Annotated in this window: 24 protein-coding genes and 1 pseudogene; 16 read left to right on the forward strand and 9 right to left on the reverse strand. The window is 41.7% G+C overall.

What is annotated here, in order from left to right:
* Positions 1-44 precede the first annotated feature (44 nt).
* The 5 genes and pseudogenes from NLP_RS17280 to NLP_RS35000 all read left to right on the forward strand — a co-directional run.
* Positions 45-629, forward strand: a complete 585-nt coding sequence (locus NLP_RS17280) for a PAP/fibrillin family protein (RefSeq protein ID WP_104907472.1) — start codon at positions 45-47, stop codon at positions 627-629.
* 291 nt (positions 630-920) lie between these two features.
* Positions 921-1,136 (forward strand): photosystem I reaction center subunit IV, encoded by a 216-nt coding sequence (locus tag NLP_RS17285; RefSeq protein ID WP_094349537.1) that lies wholly within the window; start codon positions 921-923, stop codon positions 1,134-1,136.
* Positions 1,137-1,387: 251 nt separating this feature from the next.
* On the forward strand, positions 1,388-2,254 hold the full coding sequence (locus NLP_RS17290) for a DNA-formamidopyrimidine glycosylase (RefSeq protein WP_104907473.1): 867 nt from the start codon (positions 1,388-1,390) through the stop codon (positions 2,252-2,254).
* A gap of 72 nt (positions 2,255-2,326) precedes the next feature.
* Positions 2,327-2,542, forward strand: coding sequence for an NAD(P)H-quinone oxidoreductase subunit O (locus tag NLP_RS17295; protein WP_104907474.1), 216 nt, complete (start codon positions 2,327-2,329; stop codon positions 2,540-2,542).
* Positions 2,543-2,875: 333 nt separating this feature from the next.
* Positions 2,876-3,037, forward strand: a pseudogene (locus NLP_RS35000) (malate dehydrogenase); the annotation flags it as partial.
* Positions 3,038-3,210: 173 nt separating this feature from the next.
* Here the strand turns inward: NLP_RS35000 and NLP_RS17305 are convergent.
* Both NLP_RS17305 and NLP_RS17310 read right to left on the reverse strand, forming a co-directional pair.
* Positions 3,211-3,537 carry a translation initiation factor gene (locus tag NLP_RS17305; protein WP_104907475.1) on the reverse strand — a complete coding sequence of 109 codons (327 nt, stop codon included), beginning with the start codon at positions 3,535-3,537 and terminating at the stop codon, positions 3,211-3,213.
* A 96-nt stretch (positions 3,538-3,633) separates the two neighbouring features.
* Positions 3,634-4,116: a hypothetical protein gene (locus NLP_RS17310; RefSeq protein ID WP_104907476.1), complete on the reverse strand. Its 483-nt coding sequence runs from the start codon at positions 4,114-4,116 to the stop codon at positions 3,634-3,636.
* A 338-nt stretch (positions 4,117-4,454) separates the two neighbouring features.
* Between NLP_RS17310 and NLP_RS17315 the strand changes: the two genes are divergently transcribed.
* The 4 genes from NLP_RS17315 to NLP_RS35810 all read left to right on the forward strand — a co-directional run bounded on the left by NLP_RS17315 (position 4,455) and on the right by NLP_RS35810 (position 9,166).
* Positions 4,455-5,102: a hypothetical protein gene (locus NLP_RS17315; protein ID WP_104907477.1), complete on the forward strand. Its 648-nt coding sequence runs from the start codon at positions 4,455-4,457 to the stop codon at positions 5,100-5,102.
* A 121-nt stretch (positions 5,103-5,223) separates the two neighbouring features.
* Entirely contained in the window at positions 5,224-7,020 is a 1,797-nt protein-coding gene (locus NLP_RS17320) for a hypothetical protein (protein WP_104907478.1), read from the forward strand.
* Positions 7,021-7,139: 119 nt separating this feature from the next.
* Positions 7,140-8,585 (forward strand): DUF1802 family protein, encoded by a 1,446-nt coding sequence (locus NLP_RS17325; RefSeq protein WP_199784636.1) that lies wholly within the window; start codon positions 7,140-7,142, stop codon positions 8,583-8,585.
* A gap of 269 nt (positions 8,586-8,854) precedes the next feature.
* The gene (locus NLP_RS35810) at positions 8,855-9,166 is read left to right on the forward strand and encodes a hypothetical protein (protein ID WP_325034766.1); all 312 of its coding nucleotides are present in this window, start codon (positions 8,855-8,857) and stop codon (positions 9,164-9,166) included.
* Between the two features lie 203 nt (positions 9,167-9,369).
* Here NLP_RS35810 and NLP_RS17335 read toward each other — a convergent pair whose 3' ends face one another.
* From NLP_RS17335 to NLP_RS17345, 3 genes are all read right to left on the reverse strand, one after another.
* A complete protein-coding gene (locus NLP_RS17335) occupies positions 9,370-10,956 on the reverse strand; it encodes a glucose-6-phosphate isomerase (RefSeq protein ID WP_104907479.1) in 1,587 nt (528 codons plus the stop codon).
* 273 nt (positions 10,957-11,229) lie between these two features.
* Positions 11,230-11,487, reverse strand: a complete 258-nt coding sequence (locus tag NLP_RS17340) for a cytotoxic translational repressor of toxin-antitoxin stability system (protein ID WP_104907480.1) — start codon at positions 11,485-11,487, stop codon at positions 11,230-11,232.
* A gap of 62 nt (positions 11,488-11,549) precedes the next feature.
* A complete protein-coding gene (locus tag NLP_RS17345) occupies positions 11,550-11,747 on the reverse strand; it encodes a hypothetical protein (protein WP_104907481.1) in 198 nt (65 codons plus the stop codon).
* 209 nt (positions 11,748-11,956) lie between these two features.
* Here NLP_RS17345 and NLP_RS17350 point away from each other — a divergent pair, with 209 nt between their 5' ends.
* The 3 genes from NLP_RS17350 (at position 11,957) to NLP_RS17360 (ending at position 14,614) form a co-directional block, all read left to right on the forward strand.
* The gene (locus NLP_RS17350) at positions 11,957-13,090 is read left to right on the forward strand and encodes a branched-chain amino acid ABC transporter permease (protein WP_104907482.1); all 1,134 of its coding nucleotides are present in this window, start codon (positions 11,957-11,959) and stop codon (positions 13,088-13,090) included.
* Entirely contained in the window at positions 13,080-13,862 is a 783-nt protein-coding gene (locus NLP_RS17355; protein ID WP_104907483.1) for an ABC transporter ATP-binding protein, read from the forward strand. The genes NLP_RS17350 and NLP_RS17355 overlap by 11 nt, the downstream gene beginning before the upstream one ends.
* Positions 13,863-14,035: 173 nt before the next feature.
* A complete protein-coding gene (locus NLP_RS17360; RefSeq protein WP_104907484.1) occupies positions 14,036-14,614 on the forward strand; it encodes a Uma2 family endonuclease in 579 nt (192 codons plus the stop codon).
* An 80-nt stretch (positions 14,615-14,694) separates the two neighbouring features.
* Here NLP_RS17360 and NLP_RS17365 read toward each other — a convergent pair whose 3' ends face one another.
* The 4 genes from NLP_RS17365 to glpX all read right to left on the reverse strand — a co-directional run bounded on the left by NLP_RS17365 (position 14,695) and on the right by glpX (position 18,573).
* Positions 14,695-15,285 (reverse strand): Uma2 family endonuclease, encoded by a 591-nt coding sequence (locus NLP_RS17365; RefSeq protein ID WP_104907485.1) that lies wholly within the window; start codon positions 15,283-15,285, stop codon positions 14,695-14,697.
* A 38-nt stretch (positions 15,286-15,323) separates the two neighbouring features.
* Complete coding sequence (locus tag NLP_RS17370) at positions 15,324-15,908, reverse strand: DUF2087 domain-containing protein (protein ID WP_104907486.1); 585 nt, start codon at positions 15,906-15,908, stop codon at positions 15,324-15,326.
* Positions 15,909-16,008: 100 nt separating this feature from the next.
* Positions 16,009-17,295, reverse strand: a complete 1,287-nt coding sequence (locus tag NLP_RS17375) for a glutamyl-tRNA reductase (RefSeq protein ID WP_104907487.1) — start codon at positions 17,293-17,295, stop codon at positions 16,009-16,011.
* A gap of 240 nt (positions 17,296-17,535) precedes the next feature.
* Positions 17,536-18,573, reverse strand: coding sequence for a class II fructose-bisphosphatase (gene glpX, locus NLP_RS17380; RefSeq protein WP_104907488.1), 1,038 nt, complete (start codon positions 18,571-18,573; stop codon positions 17,536-17,538).
* A 355-nt stretch (positions 18,574-18,928) separates the two neighbouring features.
* On the opposite strand from glpX, the gene NLP_RS17385 reads away from it, so the two are divergent.
* The 4 genes from NLP_RS17385 (at position 18,929) to NLP_RS17400 (ending at position 21,445) form a co-directional block, all read left to right on the forward strand.
* Entirely contained in the window at positions 18,929-19,501 is a 573-nt protein-coding gene (locus NLP_RS17385) for a DUF981 family protein (RefSeq protein WP_104907489.1), read from the forward strand.
* Positions 19,502-19,549: 48 nt separating this feature from the next.
* Complete coding sequence (gene grxC, locus NLP_RS17390; RefSeq protein ID WP_104909910.1) at positions 19,550-19,864, forward strand: glutaredoxin 3; 315 nt, start codon at positions 19,550-19,552, stop codon at positions 19,862-19,864.
* Between the two features lie 224 nt (positions 19,865-20,088).
* The gene (tadA, locus tag NLP_RS17395) at positions 20,089-20,574 is read left to right on the forward strand and encodes a tRNA adenosine(34) deaminase TadA (protein WP_104907490.1); all 486 of its coding nucleotides are present in this window, start codon (positions 20,089-20,091) and stop codon (positions 20,572-20,574) included.
* A 112-nt stretch (positions 20,575-20,686) separates the two neighbouring features.
* A complete protein-coding gene (locus NLP_RS17400; RefSeq protein WP_104907491.1) occupies positions 20,687-21,445 on the forward strand; it encodes a lysophospholipid acyltransferase family protein in 759 nt (252 codons plus the stop codon).
* The last annotated feature ends 419 nt before the right edge of the window (positions 21,446-21,864 follow it).

The raw sequence follows: 21,864 nt of genomic DNA on the forward strand, positions 1-21,864 counted from the left end.
TGTTTATGCTGATGGAAAGTGAGTGATTTTTGAGGTGACAGGCGATGATGGGAAAAGCGGCTCTTATAAATGCGATCGCACTTACTAATCGCGGTCTACTAGCGACCGAAGAACAGAAACAGGCTATCTTAATCGCGATCGCCAACTTAGAAGACTTTAATCCTACACCCCGTCCGGTGGAAGCTAGTAATTTGCTAGATGGCAATTGGCGATTACTATACACCACTAGCAAGGCTCTTTTAAACTTAGATCGTCTACCTTTATGCAAACTCGGTCAAATCTATCAGTATATCCGGGTAGAGACTACCAGTGTTTACAACATAGCTGAGATTTATGGTTTACCTTATTTAGAAGGATTAGTCAGCGTTGCTGCTAAATTTGAGCCAGTTTCAGGTCGGCGTGTCCAAGTAAAATTTGAGCGTTCTATTATCGGCTTACAACGTTTAATAGAATACAATTCTCCGGTAACTTTTATCCAACAAATTGAAGCAGGTAGAAAATTTCCCGGAATTGATGTTGCTATAAACAGTGACAAACAGCAAGGCTGGTTAGATATCACTTATATAGATAACGACCTGCGGATCGGCAGAGGTAATGAGGGAAGTGTGTTTGTCTTAACTAAAACATAAGCTTCTACAAAATAACTGTTTGCGAACGAAGGTACGCTATAACGTGTGCCTTGTCAAGTATGGTCTAATACAATTTTAAATTTGGGTTGGGGAGAACTAATATTCAATACTCTCCCCATTTCCCCATTTTTCATTCCCCAGTCCCCACTCCCCCTTATCCCCAGAGGGGGCCCCACCTTCCCCAATTCAGACAAATAACTTAACAAAGACTCTTGCTGCGACCTTGAGGTTGTAGAGTGAAATCAATTAGCCCTCTAGATTGGCGATTGATAACTAAAAGGGAAAATAATCATGGTTCAACGTGGTTCTAAAGTACGTATTCTCCGCCCTGAATCCTACTGGTTTCAGGATCTAGGAACTGTGGCTTCCATCGACCAAAGCGGCATCAAATACCCAGTAATTGTCCGCTTTGAAAAGGTCAATTACTCTGGTATTAATACCAACAACTTTGCCCAGGATGAATTAGTCGAGGTTGAAGCACCAAAGGCTAAAGCACCGAAAAAATAGCAGCAAAGCTACAAGGGGGTTGTTTGATGCAATGATGAAGGGTAGTCTTAAGTCTGAAGTATGAAGTCTGAAAATTTCAGTGCATTCATTCTTTGTCCTAGCCTACCCTAATCTCCAAGAGCCGCCCTGCGGGTATTTACGGTTTGTTTTGGGTAGTAATACGAGCTATATACGGCTATGTAAGTTACTACTCCATCTCTTCTTCCTGGATTCCTCAAATAAATCACAATTGCCTGCTTAACTCAGCTTGAATGCCCGAACTGCCTGAAGTTGAAACAGTCCGAAGGGGTCTAAATCAATTGACCCTCAACCAAGAAATCACGGGAGGAGATGTGTTGCTCGATCGCACCATCGCCTACCCGTTTTCTGTTGGTGAGTTTGTTGATGGAATTGAAAAAAATGCGATCGCTACTTGGCATCGTCGCGGTAAATATCTCCTCGCCGAACTCTCCTCATCTTCCCCTTCATCAACCAGTTGGCTAGGGGTTCATCTGCGAATGACCGGTCAATTACTATGGCTGCATCGAGATGAACCATTACACAAGCACACGCGGGTTAGATTATTCTTTGGAGAACAGCAGGAATTACGCTTTGTCGATCAGCGTACCTTCGGTAAAATATGGTGGGTTCCGCCTGGTGTTGCTGTAGAAAGTATTATGACTGGTTTGGCAAAACTGGCAGCAGATCCATTTTCATCCGAATTCACTGTTGAATATCTAGCAAGCAAACTCCAAAACCGCCGCCGTCCAATTAAGACTGCGCTACTAGATCAATCGGTGGTGGCGGGATTAGGTAACATCTATGCCGATGAAGCATTGTTTAAGAGTGGAATTTTACCTGAAACCTTGTGTATAGATTTGCAGCTAAAGCAAATTGAACGTTTGCGAACAGCCATCATTCAAGTTTTAGAAACCAGCATTGAGGCTGGTGGTACGACATTTAGTAATTTCTTAAATGTTAAAGGTACTAACGGCAATTATGGTGGTGTAGCCTGGGTTTATAACCGCGCTGGAGAACCCTGTCGAATTTGTGGTACAGCAATTCAACGGATTAGGTTAGCTGGGCGATCTAGTCATTTTTGCTCCGAGTGTCAAACGTTAAGGGGAGTTAGGAGTTAGGAGTTTTTACTTCTAACTCGGAACTCTTTTAAAATGCAGATGAAAGACTTTACAAATTTGAGAGAGTAAATCATGGCAGTCAAAAAAGGGGATATGGTTCGCGCTGTGCGCGAGAAACTAGAAAACAGTCTGGAGGCTAAAGCCAGCGATCCTCGCTTTCCTTCTTATTTGTTTGAAAGCAAGGGCGAAATTGTAGACATCAAAGGTGATTACGCCCTGATTAAGTTTGGGAAAGTGCCAACACCTAATATTTGGTTACGTGTGGATCAACTCGAAGAGTTTAAATAAGTAAAAAGAATTCAGAAGTCAGAAGTCAGAATTCAGCATTTATTCTGACTCCTGAATTCTTGTTGAGAAAAATCGCATCTTAGCTGCAAAAAATGCGTAGACGTAGCCCGTCGTAGACATCGCTTATTCTCTTAATGCCATTTTTATTGTTGTCACCAGCCCGTTGGATGTAATGATTAGACCTCTTGCAAAAATAGTTTTGCAAGAGGGGGTAAGGGAAAAGGTGAAAGCCAAAGGATTTTTCGCTCGCGGCTTTACCCCTTTACCCCTTACCCTTTTCCCCACTTCTACAAGAAGTTTACTTATTTAGCTTGGCAAGCAAATGGTTTACCAATAATTGGTGTTCCCTGTCGGTTGGGATGCAGTGGAATTGAGAATATTTTAGAATTAACGCTTACCTATGAAGAAAGAGAGGGTTTGTATACTTCGGCTCGATCTGTGCGTCAAAATATTGAGCGATCGCAGGAAATTTTGAGTAACAAAATAATTTCGTAATTTGTAAAAATAGCAGCAAAAAAAGGCAGTAGGTTTTAATCCTGCTGCCTTTTTTTATCACCCTATAAATCAAATCTGTAAATTCCTCTCAAAACCTCTTCCCTTCTAAAAAAGAGGCTTTGAATTGTCTCCATTTTCTGGTAGAGAAGGAGGCTGGAGGGTTGGGTTTTGGGTTAACGGCCCTGATCTGCGGGGTCGCCGTAGGGGTCTTCGCTGGCTGGGCGGACGTCACCATACTCCCCTGTGTCTGCGGGGTCGCCATAAGGGTCTTCGCTAGCTGGGCGAACATTGCCGTAAGACGAGATATCTGCGGGGTCGCCGTAGGGGTCTTCACTAGCTGGGCGAACATTGCCGTAAGCTGCCGGATCTGCGGGATCGCCGTAGGGATCTTCGCTGGCTGGACGTACATTGCGATCGCGGAATTCGGCATCTTGATCGGCTTGATCGCTGTTCGACCCCAAAAGCAACTCCTTCGCCTTTCGGAAAAATTCATCTACCATAATCTGTCTCCTGATTTAAGTTCGTGTTCTCCGACGTGCGCGATCGGCGTTATCCTCCAGGAAACCCGCTTTCTTATTTACACACGCTTCGCTGATCTAGAGTGCCGGTGCTGCCGATGAAGTTAGACCACTGAGATCGCGACCTGTGGTACTCCGGTTATAGCCTTGGAATTCCCGATACTTTTGTGCTTCAGATTCTGGTACTCGAATTCCTTCTGCTGGTGCTGTTACCCAGTGAGCGCGGTGTTCAGCATCACGGTAGTATACACGCCCATTCTTGGATAGATAGTACTTACCTTGCGCTCCTTCTTGTGAAGCATTCTTATGTTGGTTGTAGAGGTAATAAAGTCCCGCAGCACCTGCCAAAAGTGCCACTTTTTGTCCTGTACCCAATCCCTTCTTCGCTTCAGTTTGGCGATCGCTCACTGTTCTACCGGCGGTATCATCAACAGGTGGTGGAACTGAAGCGTTTTTAGAACCGCCTCCGCAGCTACTGAGCAAGGGCACCATTAGCAATGCGGAAAGCAGCACTGCAAATAGACGCGAAACTATTTTACGTTCTTTATATATTGTATTCATTGGATTTCGTTCTCACCTGTATTTGCTAAAAGCCTTGCTGTTGCAAAAACAAAGTTGGAATTCCTGTTATTTCGCTGGGAATTGAAAAAACATATACCACTTAATTTACAACTGCACAGCTACAGCGTTTCTCTGTCATGGTCGTCGATTTTCTCAAGCATTGCATCCCGCCTTTGAGAGAAACTGCATTCATCCCAAGGAAATATATTGTTGATTTTTGATGAGTCTATTTAGCTGAAACGCCGAAATCTTCAGCAATTTCTCGGTTATTTTTTCTGCATAAATAACTTAGAAAGATACAGTTACTATGATGCTTTTTGTCAAGAAGTACACTCAATATGACATCAAAAAATACTAGTACTCGTCTTCTTTTGGCTTTGTGGGATTTGGGAGGAATGCAGCAGGAAGTTAAGAAAGGTCAACTCACTAAGCGAATTGTAGCTAAAAGCCAGAAGGTGGCAGATTATCAGGGCATATTCGAGGAATTACAGAAGCAGGGTGCGATCGCAATTTCCAAAAAGGGATACTCTCTGACATCTGGCAAGGGTTTAGAGGTATTGGGTGAAGGTTTGAGAAGTGGCGAGTTTAAGTTTGAAGGGACGATTGTCGGTACTTGGGCGGCGAATGCGTTGGTGAAGTGGATTAGTCAGATTGATGTTGCGGTAGTTGGTGCAGATGTACCAGTTAATGGGAAGGTTGCGATCGCATCTTACGACGAGTTTAAATCCGTGGCGTTGGAAGTCTACGACAAGCTGAACCAAAACTACAACCTAGATGATCTTGTGCCAATTTATCGCATAAGGAGAGAAATAGGTGATCGGGTAAGTCGTGAAAATTTCAATGAGTGGCTACTGGAAATGCAAGAAAAGGACATTTTGCAACTCCAAGGCGGTAGCTTGTCAGACGGCGATCCAGACAAACTGGAAGACTCCATAACTACCCCAGTAAGTGGGTTACGCTGCTACGCCAAGCATTTAAACTCATAAACCTATTCTTAGGTTGCTCTTCACACCCACTGAAACGCCAGTTTAGATGTCGTGCAGCTACAAATAGTGAGCAATCTAAAATCTAGTATTCCAAATCAAAAATTCACCTCACTTTAGATCCATGTCTAACGACAACGGCTTAATTGATGCTATCAAAAGTCACAACCCATTTGACAGACCTTTAGTAGTTAGAAGTCAAGATATTTGGGTAACAGGTTTTCCTGACGTTTCTTCCTTAAATGCTCATGCCTCAGATACTATTTTTGATGCCATTGAGATAGTTCGCACCAAACAACAACCAGTTATAGGCATTACCATCAAGGCTGAAAGAGGACTAGGCAAAAGCCATCTTATCAGTCGAATTCGCCGCCGACTTCAAACTGATGGTAGTGCTTTATTTGTCTATACGAGCGAGATTAACGATTTAAATCGAATTAAAGGGGAATTTTTACGAAATGTAGCAAATAGCCTTAAACAAATAGGTAGCCAAGGGATGAGCCAGTGGCGGGAATTAGCAACTGCTATTTTCAATGAAGCTTACAACAAGACCTTCACACCTGATGAGATGGTTCGTCACTTTTCTGAAGTCTTAAAAGTAAATTCCAAAGTAGTGGAGCATTGGACGGATAGAGTCTTGGGAATTAAGCATGACATTGAAAATCCTGATATTATCGCTGCAATTTTATGGACACTCTCCTCTAATCCATCTGAGGAGCGTTACGCTATAAACTGGCTTGCGGGTCAAGAATTACCACAGTCAAAAGCTGATGCACTAGGTCTAGCAAATTCCAGCGCCCAGGATAGAGAAGCGCAAGCCTTCAGCACAGTTCGTCAAATTCTAGACTTAATTAGTGATTACAAACCAATAGTCATTTGTTTTGACGAATTGGAAAGTATCCTAATGTGTAATGATGCAGGATTCACAGCATCACAAGTTACTGCTATTTTAGCCAAAGACTTATACGACAAGATTAAACGGGGTGTTTTTATAACGGCGATGTTTCCTCAAACCTGGACTGATCAAATAAGAGCCTTAAAAGAAGCTGAATCAGTTACAGATCGGATTGCTCAAAAGACTATTGAGTTAACTTATCTCAAATCGGAAGATGTTATTGTTTTAGTTTCCCAGTGGTTGAAAGACTTTTACGATCGACAAGGAGTAACATCACCTAATTCAGTTTATCCTTTTGACGAAGGGAAGCTGAAAGAACTGGGGAAGGAAAGACCAATGGTAAGAAAAGTATTACAGTGGTGTAAGGAAAACTGGTCTACTGAGTTGACGCCACCACTACACCCAGTAGAATCTGCTTACAAGAAAGAACTTGCAGCCGTTGAAAGTAAGATACAAGATGACATAGAGGATAAAACCAAACTCGCTAACGCTCTGCGATTCAGCTTTTCCACGTTAGTTGGACAAATTTTAGAAAATGTCCAAATTACAGAAATTGTAGATATTAAAGCTCGTAGCGTAGACCAAGGATATATTAATTTTAAAATTGTTGGTCAGGAAAATGGCAATGTTGTAAAAATTGGAGTCTCAGTTCTTCAAGGAGTCAGTGGTAGGTTCCTACAGGCTGCATTAAAACGCTTAATCGAATATAAAGAATTTGATTTAACTCGTGGTTGCTTAATTCGTTCTAAAAAGATTAGTAGTGGTACTAAAGCAAAACAGTATTTAGATATACTTTTGTCACCTCATTTAGGCGGGGAGTGGGTATTGTTAAAAGGTGAAGAGATTAAGCCTATTTTAGCAATTACTTCTGTTCTTAAAGCCCGACATGATTATGAATTATCGGAAGCACAAATAATTGATTTTACTCTACAAAATAGGATAGTAATTGATAATAATCTCATTCATGAAATTCTCAGCGATCCATCTGGACAAATTCCTGAAGATGCTATTGATGAAGATACTTAAAACAGGTGTATATTGTTGTAATGAATTTCCCTAAAGCTAGAAGTTTCAGGCTAAAGAAATGAAGTCCGTGTAGGTGGACTTGGTTTCTTTAGCGGCAATATTTGGATTTTTTAGCAATTATGAATAATTTGGCTGTAATTAATACTGCTATTTGCTTGCCTGCGCCAGATATTGAGGCATTAATTCAAGGACGAACGATTGTGGCGATGTCCAAAAATTATATCGTTCCAGAGCGTCAATTTGCGCTTTATCCAATGGATTCTTCAATTAATGTGTTGCCAGTTGAACAGTACTATCACACAAATTTCTTGGCTAATGCCAAAACTGCTCTTATCCAAGTAAGTGTTGAAACTATATCAATTAAAGCTTGGGTAAAGTGTGAAAAGTGTGAACCTTTGCATAATACTGAATCATTGTCTGCTTTATCACCGCTAACAATTTGGACTACAGAAGCCTTAAAAGAAATATTAGGGCAACGACATAATATTTTTTTGTTATACTTGCGCGTTTATCAGTTACCCAAACTAATTACACTCTCTCTCAAGGCAAACAGCCAGTTTATTTATTTAAATGAGCCTTTAACTATTTCTGAAGCAAAACCCGTATTAAACGATCGCACTTTTGCACAACGCAAGCATCAGTTAGAAAATCGACAGCCACCGCTGTATCCTGAACTAGAAAAATTGCAGAATGCGATCGCATCCCTAACCATTAGCCAACCAGCAGCGAAACAATTAGACGACGATATAAAAATATTCTTAGGTTGGAGTAGCAATCAACCAACAAACACATTAGATTTAGACTTAGCTTGGATTCAGAAAATTGCTAAAATTGGGAACTCTAGCGACGGACATACATTTGAAAAATTGGTTCGTAGAGGATTACTAAAGTTAGGCTTTACAGGTTCAGGCTTAAATCCAGATGCAACGGGTGGCGCAGGAGGCATGGATTTTTACACTGAACAACCTTATCCAATAGTAGGAGAGTGCAAAGCAACTAAAACTGAAAAAGTTACTGATGGTACACCTGCACAGTTACTAAAAATAGGTATGAACCATCTTGGTAAATTTCAGTATGACAATTCTATTAAATTAATTATAGCCGCCGGAGAACTAAATTTTTACGCCTTGAGAACAGCTACCGAAAATCAAATGAATGTTATTAGCCCAGAAACTTTACAAAAACTAATCGCACTGCAAGCAAACTACAAAAATTCTATCAACTTGTTAGAACTAAAAGAGTGTTTGCAACAAGCTCCTTTTGGTTTAGCTGAAGATAAACTTAATACTTATATCGATAAAGTTGAACAATCTATAAGGTTGCGATCGCACATTATCCATCTCGTCAAAAATTACTTAGAAAACTCAGGTATAGAATCGGCTGGTGTAGAAGCTTTACATGGTGCGTATTTCGGCTCACATCCGCCACAGCGAATACAAACACCAGAAATGCATGAAATTTTGATTGAACTTTCCTCACCCTTAACAGGTTATTTGGGGCGAATTAAGGGTAGTGATTGGAAGAGCGATCGCTTTTACTTTCTCCGCAATCTTACTATTAACTAAAGAAAGCGAAATATGTGTTTTCTTACCTCTGCGTTCTCTGCACCTTCTCTACGAAATGTTACGCGTAGTTTACTTCTCCATAGGAGTACGCGGTTCTTTTCAAAATAACTGAAGTGCAGATTGTTTTACAGATAATTCATTCATAAATAATTAATACTATCTATTGACTTAATTTTATTTTATGAGAAGCAATAACAAGCGTAGGCAAAAAACGCCATCTCTTAAAGAAGAATTAACTAATAGCTAAAGATCCGCAGCAATTCATCGATATCGCTGCCGAGAATGGCTATTACTTTTCTGCTGATGAGTTAGCTTGGCTGTTAATTGACATCAAATCATCGTCAGATTTAGTATCTATTAACAATAGCCTTGGAGAGATTCTCACGGTATCAAGCTACGGCAGAATTGAAACAGGATACTGGATTTGGCTAGCAGAACATTGGGGAATCGTGCCACCATTTTGTCATTGGGATAAACCCAGTACTTTCTTATGTCAAAATCTCAACAATCCTTTTTTACCTGATCGCTGTTTCTTACCTAAGAGTTACTTTAATCAACGGCTTATGGCAATTCATAATTAAAATAATTCGTAATTAGGCAAAGGAAGAGAAGAAAGCAATACTTAACTCAACGGTATTGAGTTATAAGACTTAATTACGAATTACGAATTATACAGTGAAGCATCCTAGACAGAAGATATATCTTCTATTTAGGATGCTTCACAATAAAAAATTGTTGCTGATACAACAATCATGGACAAAATGTGATATTTAGACTAGAGTTATCAGCTAGCAGAAACGGTCAAAGTACCGGGTTTGTGAAGATCGCCTTGCAAAACTACACCCCGTTGATTGGCATGGATATGACGTAAAATCTTGTAAATTGCCTCAACTTGGTCTGATGCGTCTGCCTTCTTGGCGAGTTCCTCTAGAGAAAGGGGAGTTTTTTCTTTTTGTAGCACTGCTACCACTCGTGTTTGCAAATCGAGAATGGTGGCGGCAGCTTTTTTGCCAGCTTCTACGCCTGGTTGATGGTAGGCGTTGACGTTGACCAAGCTAGCATATAAACCAACAGCACGTTCGTACAAAGCAATTAATGCCCCTACAGTTCGGGGATTAACTTGGGGAATCGTGACTGTAATCGAATCGCGGTGATTTTCATAAAGCGCTTGTCGGGTTCCTTGGAGAAAACCGGAAAGATAATCGCCTGATGTAACTCCCGGATCTATTTCAGTGGATGGGCCCTGACGATCTTCCAACACTTCGATGAAGGTAGCAAAGAAATTCGCTACACCCTCGCGTAACTGCTGGACGTAAGCGTGTTGATCTGTTGAGCCTTTGTTGCCATAAACGGCAATGCCTTGATGGACAACGTTGCCGTCTAAGTCTTTTTCCTTGCCCAAGGATTCCATCACTAACTGTTGTAAATAGCGACTGAATAAAAATAAGCTGTCCTTGTAAGGTAGAACAACCATATCTTTTTCACCCTTTCCATTGCCAGCAAAATACCAAGACAAAGCAAGCAAGGCTGCTGGGTTATTTTTCACATCTGGGACGCGGGTAGCGTCATCCATTTCTTTTGCGCCATCTAGCATGGCGCGAACATCAATCCCCTGCAATGCTGCTGGTACTAGCCCCACAGCAGACATTTCTGAGGTGCGTCCTCCTACCCAGTCATACATCGGAAATCTGGCCAACCAACCTTCGTCTTTGGCCAGTTTATCGAGGTTGCTATCAACGCTGGTAATTGCTACCGCATATTGAGCAAACTCTAAATTGTGTCCGGCGTAGGCTTTTTTAACTTCAATCATGCCGTTGCGAGGTTCCGGTGTTCCTCCAGATTTGGAGATCACCAATACCAAAGTGCTGGCGAGGCTATTTCGCAGATAATTGATAACGCGATCGATACCTGCCGGATCGTTGTTATCGATAAAGTGAAGTTTCAGGGGCGGGAAATCAGGAGCGAGAGCTTCGGAGACGAATTGGGGGCCGAGAGCGGAACCACCAATGCCAATGGAGATAATATCCGTAAAGCGGTTTGCTCTGGGAGGATGAATAGCACCTGTTTGAACTTTTTCCGCAAAGGCTTCGATTTGTTCTAAGGTTTGGACTATTTCTTGTGTAAGTTCTGGAGCTGGCGCTAAATCAGGATTTCGCAGCCAGTAGTGTCCAACCATGCGGTTCTCGTCAGGATTTGCGATCGCACCCTTCTCTAGTTGAGCCATATCCGCAAACGCCTTGTCAAACTTCGGCTGCAACGATTCCACGAAGGCATCATCGAACCGTATCCGACTTACGTCTAAGTACAGCCCCAATCCCTCGTGTAAATATAACCAGTTTTGGTATCGTTGCCAAAGTGCCCTAGCATCCATAGGGAAATCTCAAATAAAGTGTTATTTCAAAAACCAGTTTAATGTAAGGTTATAGCGATCCCTGCCTAGCCTTATACAGTTTACAGTTTTAAGTGTTCCCTTGACCGTGCCAATTTTAGATTTTAGATTTTAGATTTTAGATTAAAAATTATTTCGGTTGATGCCCCGCACTTCTTTACCAGAAGCTACCGCGAACGTGCCAAGAAAGCGAACGTGGGTGGAACAAATCCAAAATCCGCAATTCCAAAATCCAAAATTGATTGACTCTTGACTTTAAACATCTGGCATAGGGATGACACACAGAAATTTCACAATTTCACCCCGAATTTCTATACCAATCAGATAATTGTCTAGGGTGAAGCGGTGAAAAATGCCTTCACTATCAAGCTGTCGCAGTTCTTTTAAATCAGTCAGTTGCCACTTTTGGGCTAACTCAATAAAAACAAAATCATGCACCCGCTCGTAGGCGGCAGGTTCTAAATTCTTCAGGTCTAGCAAAAAAGACCTGGCATAGCGCATTTCCAGACTCACTGGGCGTTACCTTCACCAAAACTTGAGGGGCCACTGGCACAAGAGAAGAAAGCGCTGCTGAATCAGAAAAACATCAACAGTCTTACTGCTTCTTCATGGGTTAAGATATCCCACGGTTGCTGCGATCGCTTGACTTTTTGTATGGCTTTAAGCATATAAAAGTCATAATGTAAAGCTTCGAGAACGTTCCAAATGTCTTGCAAATCGTCATCACCTAACTGCTCAATTAAGTGGTGCATTCTAAGGCGCAGCAAATTCATACGTCAATTATTCCCTACCAGCAAACACCAACAATAAATAGTATTCCCATAAAATTAGCTCCGCTCAAGCTACGCTAAAATTTATTCGCCCAGGGAAGGGGGCAGAGGAGCAGGGGAGACAAGGGGGACAATGAAAATAACCATGCTCAATTTCCAATGCCCAATGCCCAATTCCCAATTCCTAATGCCCAATTCCCAAATAATTTAATATGGTTGACTATCTAATTTTCTTAGCAATTTCTACAGCACTTTTTGCTCTATTCGCACTAGGACTCAATTTACAGTGGGGCTTTACGGGATTAATTAACTTTGGTCATATTGCTTTCATGACCCTGGGAGCATATACAACGGTATTATTAAGCTTAAAGGGCGTACCGATACTAGTATCGGCACTGGCTGGGGCAATTGCTGCTGCCTTATTGGGTTTGATAATTGGTTTTGTAACTCTCCGTTTACGGGAAGATTATCTAGGAATTGTCACCATTGGCACGGGCGAATTAATTCGTTTGGTGGTGAATAATCAGGAATTACCTGTGGGTGACACTTGGATTTCTGGGGCGTTTGGCGTGCAAAGTTATCCCATACCCCTATCCACAGAGCCAAGTTTGTTTGTCAGATTAGTAATGATTGGGCTTTTGACGCTGCTGGCTGCCGTAACTTTCTTTACGTTGTGGCAATGGATTCGTACCACTCAAATATCTCGGACTACTGATTTAGGTAAAAGGACAACTAGCCAGCAAGAATTTGTATCACGCTTGGGTGTGGGAATTGTGTTAGCACTTTTGGCGGCAGCGATTTATATTTCTGGGGCAATCGGACTGTATAATTACAACCCAAAAGCGGGTTTAATGCTGGTGTTGTTGCTGGTTTTAGCATTTGTATACTGGCGGTTAGAAATTTTGGTGCGATCGCCTTGGGGTAGAATTCTCAAAGCCATCCGTGAAGATGAAGAAATTCCCAAGGCATTGGGAAAAAATGTCTTTTGGTATAAATTACAATCTCTCATGTTAGGAGGTGCGATCGCGGGTATCGCTGGTGCTTTCTTCGCTTGGCAACTCAGTGCCATTTACCCTGATAATTTCCAACCGCAGATCACCTTTGACACTTGGATTATGGTGATTTTAGGCGGTTCTGGGAAAAATGTCGGCACAATCGTAGGCGCGATAATTTTCTTTGCTTACGATGCGCTAACGCGGGAAGTTTTACCTAGAATTGTTCACCTTGATGAAGCCCGTTTGGGTGCATTTCGGATCATGATAATCGGACTAATTTTGATGGTACTGATGATTTGGCGTCCTCAAGGTATCTTAGGGAAAAAGGAGGAACTCACCCTTGGTAAATAATTATTCATCCCCACTTCCCCTTTTGGTAGCTACTGGACTTTCTAAAAGCTTTGGTGGTGTCAAAGCAGTTAATGAGGCGAAAATCGAAGTTGCTAAAGGCAGCATTACGGGCTTGATTGGCCCCAATGGTGCTGGTAAAACTACTTTATTTAATTTACTCTCAAACTTCATCCGCCCCGATAAGGGACGAGTGATTTTTGACGGCGAACCGATTCACAATTTGCAACCATATCAAATCGCCCAGCAGGGGGTAATCCGCACCTTTCAGGTTGCACGGACTCTCTCGCGGTTGTCGGTGTTAGAAAATATGCTGCTGGCGGCGCAAAAACAAACTGGTGAAAATTTTTGGCAGGTGCAGTTGCAACCGCACGTTGTCGCTAAGGAAGAAAAGCAACTCGAAGAGCGGGCAATGTTTTTATTAGAATCAGTGGGCTTGGCAAAAAAAGCATCCGATTATGCTGGTGGTTTGTCTGGTGGACAACGCAAGCTGCTGGAAATGGGACGAGCACTGATGACTAATCCCAAGTTAATTTTGTTGGATGAACCGGCGGCTGGGGTAAATCCGAAACTGATTGATGATATTTGCGATCGCATTATCACTTGGAACCGTCAAGATGGGATGACCTTTCTGATTATTGAACACAATATGGATGTGGTTATGTCCTTGTGCGATCGTGTTTGGGTACTTGCTGAAGGACAGAATTTAGCTGACGGTACACCCGCAGAAATTCAAACTAATCCCAAAGTTTTAGAAGCTTATTTGGGAAAATAAAGAGCGATTGGCTTTCTATTCCAAAGCTCTCCCATACAGGGAGAGAGGCTTTTATTCTTACTCTGATTCGCTGCTAGGCAACGATTTGAGAGAAAGTTGCACACGGCGTCAAATCTTCGGAAATTTGGCTCTTGTTAAAATCGAGTTGTATATCTCAGTGGAAAAAGCTTTTTATGTCAATGATGACACTCAGAGATTTAGAGCAAGTTCAAACCGCTTTTACCGAAGCAGGTTTAGATTACCAGCTGGAACTCGAAAATGGGAAAATTTCAATAATGGGCCCGTCAGATATTGTATCCAGCGAAATCAGTAGTCGTCTCATCGCCTTTCTCTTTGCTTGGATAAATCCTCGTCGCTGGGGAAGAGTATTTGATTCAGCTGGCGGTTTCATCATGCCAGATACAAACCTCAAAGCACCTGATGTTTCCTTTGTTCGCGCTTCTCGACTTCTCCAAAGTCCTCGTTACTTTGGAGAACTTGTTCCTGACTTGGTGGTAGAAATTAAATCTCAGAGTGATAAAATTAAACTTGTAGTAGCCAAAATTCTGAAATTTATAGAATTAGGAGCGCTCGTCGGCATTCTGATTGATCCTGATGAAGAGACAGTTACAATTTATCGCTCTACAGGCGAACCTACAGTTTTAGAAAATGGCGATATTTTAACAATACCAGAACTTTTTCCCGGTTGGGAATTGCCCATTACTGAATTGTGGCCTCCTATCTTTACCGAGGAAGAAACACAAATTTTGTAAAAAACTTTAGTCGCTATTAAACCGGATTATCACTATTACCAATTAGATTTGCAAATCCACAAACATCACTACGAATTATTTTAATCTTCGTTATTTTCTCCAAAATTGACTTGCTCGTAAAGGTCGTGCAATTCAATTTGAAAATCAACCGTTTGCAACGATAAAGTTGCAGATTCATGTTCAAGTTCAGTGAATGACCATTGACTTTCCGCAGTTTTTACATACTGCATCACATGATACTGATATTGGTCAATTAAAATATATTCCTTGAATTCTGGAATAGAGCGATAATAAAGAAACTTATCGCCTTGGTCATAATTTTTAGTCGATTTAGATAAAACTTCAGCAATTAACATCGGATTCATAACCGTTGTTGTGCTGGTTCCTGTATAAATAGGTTGTCCCTCAATTACCATCACATCGGGATACGTATGCTGCCGATAACGGGGTATCCACAAACGCACATCACCAATATAAACATCATAATTTTTACGCCTTAAAGCAATTTTTAAGGATGCAGCTAAATTTAAAGCAATTTTATTATGATTTGTAGTGCCACCCGTCATCGGTACAATTTCTCCATCACGGTATTCGCTTTTATATACTGCCTTTTGTTCAATTTCTAAATACTCTTCAGGTGTGTAATATAACTTTTGTGTTTCTAACTGCATAAAAATACAACCTATAATTGTGCGGTTATTTTTTGTATCTATGTTGTACGCCAATAAACCCCATTTTCTCGCTGCATTAACTGGCAAGCAATCAACTCTCGTCGCAGAGTCGCACAGTCAATATGGTAGCGTTTGAGAATATCATTTACCAGGTGTTCAGGGTAGTTGACTCCTACATCAAACTGGTTTGCTAACCACTTAAGAATAACTAGACGCTTTTTCCGGCTAGCGGGGATTTCTTTGAGGCGTTGAACAGAGTCCTTGTCGGAGACATCGCCGTCGAAATAGTTTTTCAACACTTTACTTTCCCAAGCCTCAGTATCCACATCCTCAATCAAAGATGCTATTTTCTCAGGTGTGAAAATTTCCTTGCTAATGCTTTGCAAAGCCTCACTATCCAACTGGTATAGACGGCTATTACCTTCAGGGCGCATTGTCACCAAATTTAGCTCCTTAAGTTTCGCTAAATGATGGGATACCGTGGGTTCCTTGAGTTGCAGTAGCACCGCCAATTCTTCGACGCTGCACTCCTGATTCGCCAGGATACCTACAATCTTCAATCGGCTATCATCCGCTAATGCCTTGAAAAAGCGCAGTAAGATGTTAAATTGCTCTGGTTGCATAACTAACTTCTAATTAGACATCTATCTAATTAGAAGTATATCTAATTGAAAAGCTCAGATCCCCAAATTCTCACAGAAGCCGGGGATTTTGTTGTTAAATTTAACTAAACTGTTCCTCTGCATCGAGGTTAAATAACATTTGCAGAGTTTGCATACAGCGCCTTCTGGCTTCCACATCCTGCTGCGATCGCAACTGTACCATCGGGTCATGTAAAATTTTATTGACAATTCCCCGTGTTAATGCTTCAATTACTTCTTGATGTTTTTCAGCGAATTCCGAACCCAATCTCGACAAAGCTTTTTCTAATTCTTGTTCGCGGATGGTTTCAACTTTATTTCGCAGACAGCTGATAGTAGTCACAGTTTCAAGAGAGCGCCACCAAATATCAAAGGCTTCCACTTCTTCCTCTAAAAGTCGCTCGGCTTCCTGTGCAATCTTGCGACGGCTTTCGTAGTTTTGCGCCACTACAGCCTTCAAATCATCCACGTTAAACGCCTGCACATTTTCTAGTTCATTAACATCCGCATGAACATTACGTGGCACAGAAATATCAAATAACATTAAAGAGCGCTGAACTTCTAAAACCATTTCCAACTTGGCACGGTCAAGTATTGGCTCTGTTGCCGAAGTACTTGTAAACACCAAATCACTATCGGCAATCACTGTCATCATTTCCGATAGCGGATGAATTTTGATTGGTTGTTGAGGGAACTGCTTTGCTAATTCTTGGGCGCGATCGCGAGAGCGATTTACAATACTAATTTCCACAGCACCTTTAGAAAGTAGGTGTTGCACCAGCAGCCGCGACATTTTACCAGCACCCAGAATTACCACTCGGCAAGCTGCTAAATTTGCTACTTTTAGCTGCGCTAACTCTACAGCTGCCGAACTGATAGAGACAGCGCCAGTACCAATACTAGTTTCAGTGCGAACCCGCTTACCAGCTGTCAGCGCTTGTTTAAATAATCGATTCAAAATGGTTTTTATACCGTTATATTGCTGTCCCAGTTTGTGAGTAGTTTTCACCTGAGCCAGTATTTGACCTTCTCCGAGTACCAGACTATCTAAACCACCTGCTACCCGCATAACGTGCATCACTGCATCATCATGTAGCAGCATAAACAAATGCCGTCGCAGAGAAAGCACGGGTAATTTACTGTATTCTGCAAGAAACTGCGTTATCTCTCGGATACCTTGGTCTGCTTCACTGGTAACAATGTAAATTTCCAGGCGGTTACAAGTGCTAAGAATTGCAACTTCGTCAATATGGGGATAGCTGGCCAGTTGAGCGATCGCACTTTCAATCTGTGGTTCTGGAATGCTCAGTTTTTCCCGGACTTCTACTGGGGCTGTTTTATGGCTTAACCCCACCACTGCTATATTCATTTGCTAAATCGTAGTTACTAGTTGGTAGTTGAAAATAGGGCATTAAGTCAGAATAGGGAATGGGGAATTTTTGTTTATTGGTTGAGAGTTTTTTCAACCAACAAACAATAACTAATCACTAAATACTAACTACTAACTAGTGTAAGGATGAAACATTTAGGTGAATATTTTTCCGTTTTATCGAAACATTTCTTTCTAAATGCTTTACCCCTACTTTTACCATTCCCCATTCCCTAAAAATTAGTTCAGTTGGAGAGTCTTGGGTTCACCAAACATGTGAATCGTATCAACAAATCGAGCCGTTTTCGATTGGTTAGAAATTACCAAGCTTTGAGTTCTGGCTCCACCGTTGAAGAAACGTACACCTTCCATGAGATTACCACTGGTAATGCCGCTAGCAGCGAACAGAACAGTTTTACCAGATGCCAGTTCATGAGCATCATAGACCTTATCGGGGTCATTGATATTCATAGACTTTAAGCGATCAATATTGGCTTCTCTGCTTTCTCCAATCAGACCTGTTTTTACGACTGCTGGATCGTAAATCAGTTGACCTTGGAAGTGTCCACCCAAAGCACGCATTGCAGCTGCTGAGATTACGCCTTCAGGAGCCGCACCGATACCCATCAGCGCGTGGATATTAGTTCCAGCAAAACCACAGCTGATGGCTGCACCCACATCACCATCTGAAATTAGGGCGACTCTCGCTCCAGCCTCACGGATTTCTTTAATTAAATCGTTGTGGCGTTCGCGCTTCATCACCACGACCACAAGTTCTTCAATCGAGCGATCTAGACACTCAGCGAGAATCTTGAGGTTTTCTGTTGCTGACTTGTTGATGTCTACCTTGCCCTTAGCTGCGGGAGGTGCTGCTAACTTCTTCATGTAAAAGTCAGGAGCAGCAAATAATCCACCCTTCTCAGAAATTGCCAACACAGCCATCGAACCAGGTTGTCCATAAGCTACCAAGTTCGTACCTTCACAAGGGTCAACGGCGATATCAATTTCGATTAATTCATCAGGGTTACACAAACTACTGGCATTTGGTTGGGTACAGATACCAACTTCTTCCCCGATGTATAACATAGGTGCGTTGTCGCGTTCGCCTTCCCCAATCACAATGCGACCCCGCATATAGATTTTATTCATCCGCTCCCGCATAGCTTCCACTGCTACTTGGTCAGCAATGTCTTTTTCGCCTTTGCCCATCCACTTCGAGGAAGCGATCGCGGCTTGCTCTACTACTTCAATAATCTCTAAACCAAGTGAATTTTCCACAGAGTTTGCCCTCTCAGTTGCTTGAATTTGCGTCGTTTAATCTGCCTATTTCAGTTTTCAAGTCTACCAAAGGGCGGATACACGTGGAAGAAAGTTAAGTTTTACTGCTAACTCGTTAGAAAAGTGCCAGTTAACACATCCTGATTTTTTACTCATAACCACTCCAGTATAAAACGTCTTCAAAAGTAACTAAGTTAAAAATTGGTACAAATGCGTAACAGTGTATATCTAGAAAATTGCTTTTCTTCAGTATCTATCTTTAGGTATAAAATAATAAAGAAAAAAGCTGGGAGATTCACTAAAAACTCAAAAATGAGGCGCAGAGTAAATAACTTGTCAAATTCAGAGGTAAATCGTGTTTATTGACTACATCACCCTTATGTTAATCAACATGGTAGCTGGGTTATTTCTACTCGCTGACTATGTGTATCGTGGTATAGATAGTTTTAATCAAAGACCGTGGATTCCGGGGTTTGGAATTACGGGTGCGATCGCACTCACAACTGGTTTACACATGAGCTTCACCTGGCCAGTAATGGGTAGCTTTAACATTGCCTTCGGTGAAACAAGTGTCTTATTTGGAATCTTGTTTGTGGCAGCTGCGATCGCCCTGGCTCAAGGTTGGGATTTATTGACAATCGCAATTTACGGCTTCTTTGCTGGTGCAGTTGCGATCGTAGTCGGTATCCGGATCATCAACTTGAATTTGACAAAGCAACCGCTTTTATCAGGAATCGGCTTTATTTTAACTGGATTAGGTGGTATTTTTGCAGCACCAACTCTTTATTGGAAAACCAACCGAACTTGGCGGCTAATTGGCGTAGCAGTGCTGATAGTAGCCGCTCTAATTTGGGCATTGACTGGATATTTATCTTACTGGAATCATTTAGAGAGTTTCCAAAAGTGGGTTCCAGCGCCGATGCGGTAAGCAATGATCTAGGCTAGAGACATAATGAAAACCTTGCTTAAGATCAATATGCTGGACTTTCTTAATCCCGTTTTAAATCGCCATCCAGAGCGAGTCAAAGCCAATGTCGAACTTTACACCTGGCAAACTTGTCCTTACTGCATTCGTGCCAAAATACTGCTGTGGTGGAAAGGGGTAAATTTTACTGAATACAAAATCGACGGCGACGAAGCAGCCAGAGCTAAAATGGCAGAACGCGCTAACGGCCGCCGTTCCGTACCACAAATTTTTATCAATAACCAGCACATTGGCGGCTGCGATGACCTCTATCAGCTAGACACACAAAGTCAACTCGATCCCCTTTTAGCCCAAGCCGCTATTTAGAAATCAAATTAGCCCCCAACAATTTCTTTGGTGATACTGTGTTGGGCAATTTTGGATTTTAAATTACTCGGTGAGCAAGTTCGTAGTAAGGACTTTATTCTTTAATTTTCTAAGCACTAAAGTGCTTACTACAAACTTTTCATTACTAGCTTAGACATTGTGCCAGTAAACTGTACTGCAAGTTTGCCCACCTTTAAAGCAAGGAGTATCTAATTGATAAGAATATGCTAACTAAGTATACAGAATATCTTATACATCAACAATGGATGAGTTATGCCTTAGAATTAGCAAAAACAGCAGGTGATGCAGGTGAAATCCCTGTAGGTGCTGTTATCATTGATTCGACAGGCAAATTGCTAGCGCAAGGAGAAAACAGAAAAGAGGGCGACAAAGATCCTACCGCTCATGCGGAAATTCTCGCTCTCAAGACAGCGGCAACAACTTTACAAAATTGGCATCTTAATGAATGCACCCTCTATGTAACTCTCGAACCTTGCCCGATGTGTGCAGGTGCGATCGTCCAATCACGATTAGGATTACTTGTATATGGAGTAGACGATACAAAAACTGGCGCAATTCGTACAGTTATTAACATCCCCGATAGCGCTGCTTCTAATCACCGCTTACAGGTAATCGGAGGCATACTAGAGTCAGCTTGTCGTCAGCAATTACAGGCTTGGTTTGCTACTAAGCGGCGTCGGGTAAAATAACGGACAGAGGTAAAACTGTCCATTTAGTACGACACAAGTCACGCAAGAGAATCTACGGTGTAACTAATCAGGTATTTCATTAAATTTTACCCGTCAATCAGCTGCATTCGTCATGATGGAATTTTACTCTTCATCCGATACTTGCCAGCACACCCCAGTAAATCCTCAGGTAGATAGCACTACCTCAAGGGTTTCTCCTTGGTTAAGTCCTCTGGCATATTTATTAGGGCGTCACTGCCTATTACCATTATTCTTTGGACAAATTAGAATAACCGGACAAAAAAATATCCCTACAACTGGGCCTGTGATCCTTGCGCCTACTCATCGGGCGCGTTGGGATGCCTTGCTCGTACCTTACGCTACCTCTGATTGTCGGAGAGAACAAGACCTGCGGTTTATGGTGACTATTGACGAATGCCAAGGTTTGCAAGGCTGGTTTGTCCAACGTTTGGGGGGGTTTCCTGTAAATTCTAAGCATCCGTCAATTCGCACGCTGCGACATGGAGTAGAACTACTTCAGCAGCACAAAACCCTGGTAATCTTTCCAGAAGGTAATATTTTTCGTGATGGCCAAGTTCACCAGCTGAAGCCGGGAATTGCTCGTCTTGCTTTGAGTGCTGAATCTAGTCATTCCGGGCTGGGAGTGAAAATTATACCCATAGGCATTAATTACAGCCAATCTCATCCCAATTGGGGTACAGATGTGAGTATTGACATTGGCTCTCCAATCAAAGTCGCGGATTACATGAATGGCTCTATAAAACAAGATGCCAAAAGCATTACAACTGATTTAGCAAAGGCACTGCAACAATTGAGCCATCAAGAAACAAAAATTACTAACCACGCATTTGCAGAAGTTACTAATTCTTGAAATAGTCAAACTTCATAATTATTGACCGTGCATAATTTAGAAACTGCACCTTTTCAATATTTGACACTAATTGCTAACTGCTATATTCATTCTGAGTAAGTCACAAAAGATTAGTGGTATTTTGCAACCTTTAAGGATGTATATATATAGATTACCCTCTATTGATCATATATTCAGCCAAATTGGCATTTTTTTGAGCCAATAGCTAATTAATTGTCTGCAAACTACTGAATTACTTGATGATAAAGATTTTGATTATTTGGTCAGATAGTTAAATAAAAGTTGAAAAGCGCGGACTGAGGATATCGCTATTCTGAACTAGTTTGGTGCGATGCCTACGGTTTTTGCTAGCCTACGCAAATACTTCAAGCAGTGATTTGGGAAAATTCTCCTGCCAAATATTCTAGTTAAGCTGAGAT

The organism is Nostoc sp. 'Lobaria pulmonaria (5183) cyanobiont' (genome assembly GCF_002949795.1).
Taxonomy (GTDB): domain Bacteria; phylum Cyanobacteriota; class Cyanobacteriia; order Cyanobacteriales; family Nostocaceae; genus Nostoc.

Coding starts and splice junctions, on each gene's coding strand:
- NLP_RS17280 (WP_104907472.1), top strand. CDS start 45: ATGATGGGAAAAGCGGCTCTTATAAATGCGATCGCACTTACTAATCGC.
- NLP_RS17285 (WP_094349537.1), top strand. CDS start 921: ATGGTTCAACGTGGTTCTAAAGTACGTATTCTCCGCCCTGAATCCTAC.
- NLP_RS17290 (WP_104907473.1), top strand. CDS start 1,388: ATGCCCGAACTGCCTGAAGTTGAAACAGTCCGAAGGGGTCTAAATCAA.
- NLP_RS17295 (WP_104907474.1), top strand. CDS start 2,327: ATGGCAGTCAAAAAAGGGGATATGGTTCGCGCTGTGCGCGAGAAACTA.
- NLP_RS17305 (WP_104907475.1), bottom strand. CDS start 3,537: ATGGTAGATGAATTTTTCCGAAAGGCGAAGGAGTTGCTTTTGGGGTCG.
- NLP_RS17310 (WP_104907476.1), bottom strand. CDS start 4,116: ATGAATACAATATATAAAGAACGTAAAATAGTTTCGCGTCTATTTGCA.
- NLP_RS17315 (WP_104907477.1), top strand. CDS start 4,455: ATGACATCAAAAAATACTAGTACTCGTCTTCTTTTGGCTTTGTGGGAT.
- NLP_RS17320 (WP_104907478.1), top strand. CDS start 5,224: ATGTCTAACGACAACGGCTTAATTGATGCTATCAAAAGTCACAACCCA.
- NLP_RS17325 (WP_199784636.1), top strand. CDS start 7,140: ATGAATAATTTGGCTGTAATTAATACTGCTATTTGCTTGCCTGCGCCA.
- NLP_RS17335 (WP_104907479.1), bottom strand. CDS start 10,956: ATGGATGCTAGGGCACTTTGGCAACGATACCAAAACTGGTTATATTTA.
- NLP_RS17345 (WP_104907481.1), bottom strand. CDS start 11,747: ATGAATTTGCTGCGCCTTAGAATGCACCACTTAATTGAGCAGTTAGGT.
- NLP_RS17350 (WP_104907482.1), top strand. CDS start 11,957: ATGGTTGACTATCTAATTTTCTTAGCAATTTCTACAGCACTTTTTGCT.
- NLP_RS17360 (WP_104907484.1), top strand. CDS start 14,036: ATGTCAATGATGACACTCAGAGATTTAGAGCAAGTTCAAACCGCTTTT.
- NLP_RS17365 (WP_104907485.1), bottom strand. CDS start 15,285: ATGCAGTTAGAAACACAAAAGTTATATTACACACCTGAAGAGTATTTA.
- NLP_RS17370 (WP_104907486.1), bottom strand. CDS start 15,908: ATGCAACCAGAGCAATTTAACATCTTACTGCGCTTTTTCAAGGCATTA.
- NLP_RS17375 (WP_104907487.1), bottom strand. CDS start 17,295: ATGAATATAGCAGTGGTGGGGTTAAGCCATAAAACAGCCCCAGTAGAA.
- grxC (WP_104909910.1), top strand. CDS start 19,550: ATGCTGGACTTTCTTAATCCCGTTTTAAATCGCCATCCAGAGCGAGTC.
- tadA (WP_104907490.1), top strand. CDS start 20,089: ATGCTAACTAAGTATACAGAATATCTTATACATCAACAATGGATGAGT.
- NLP_RS17400 (WP_104907491.1), top strand. CDS start 20,687: ATGATGGAATTTTACTCTTCATCCGATACTTGCCAGCACACCCCAGTA.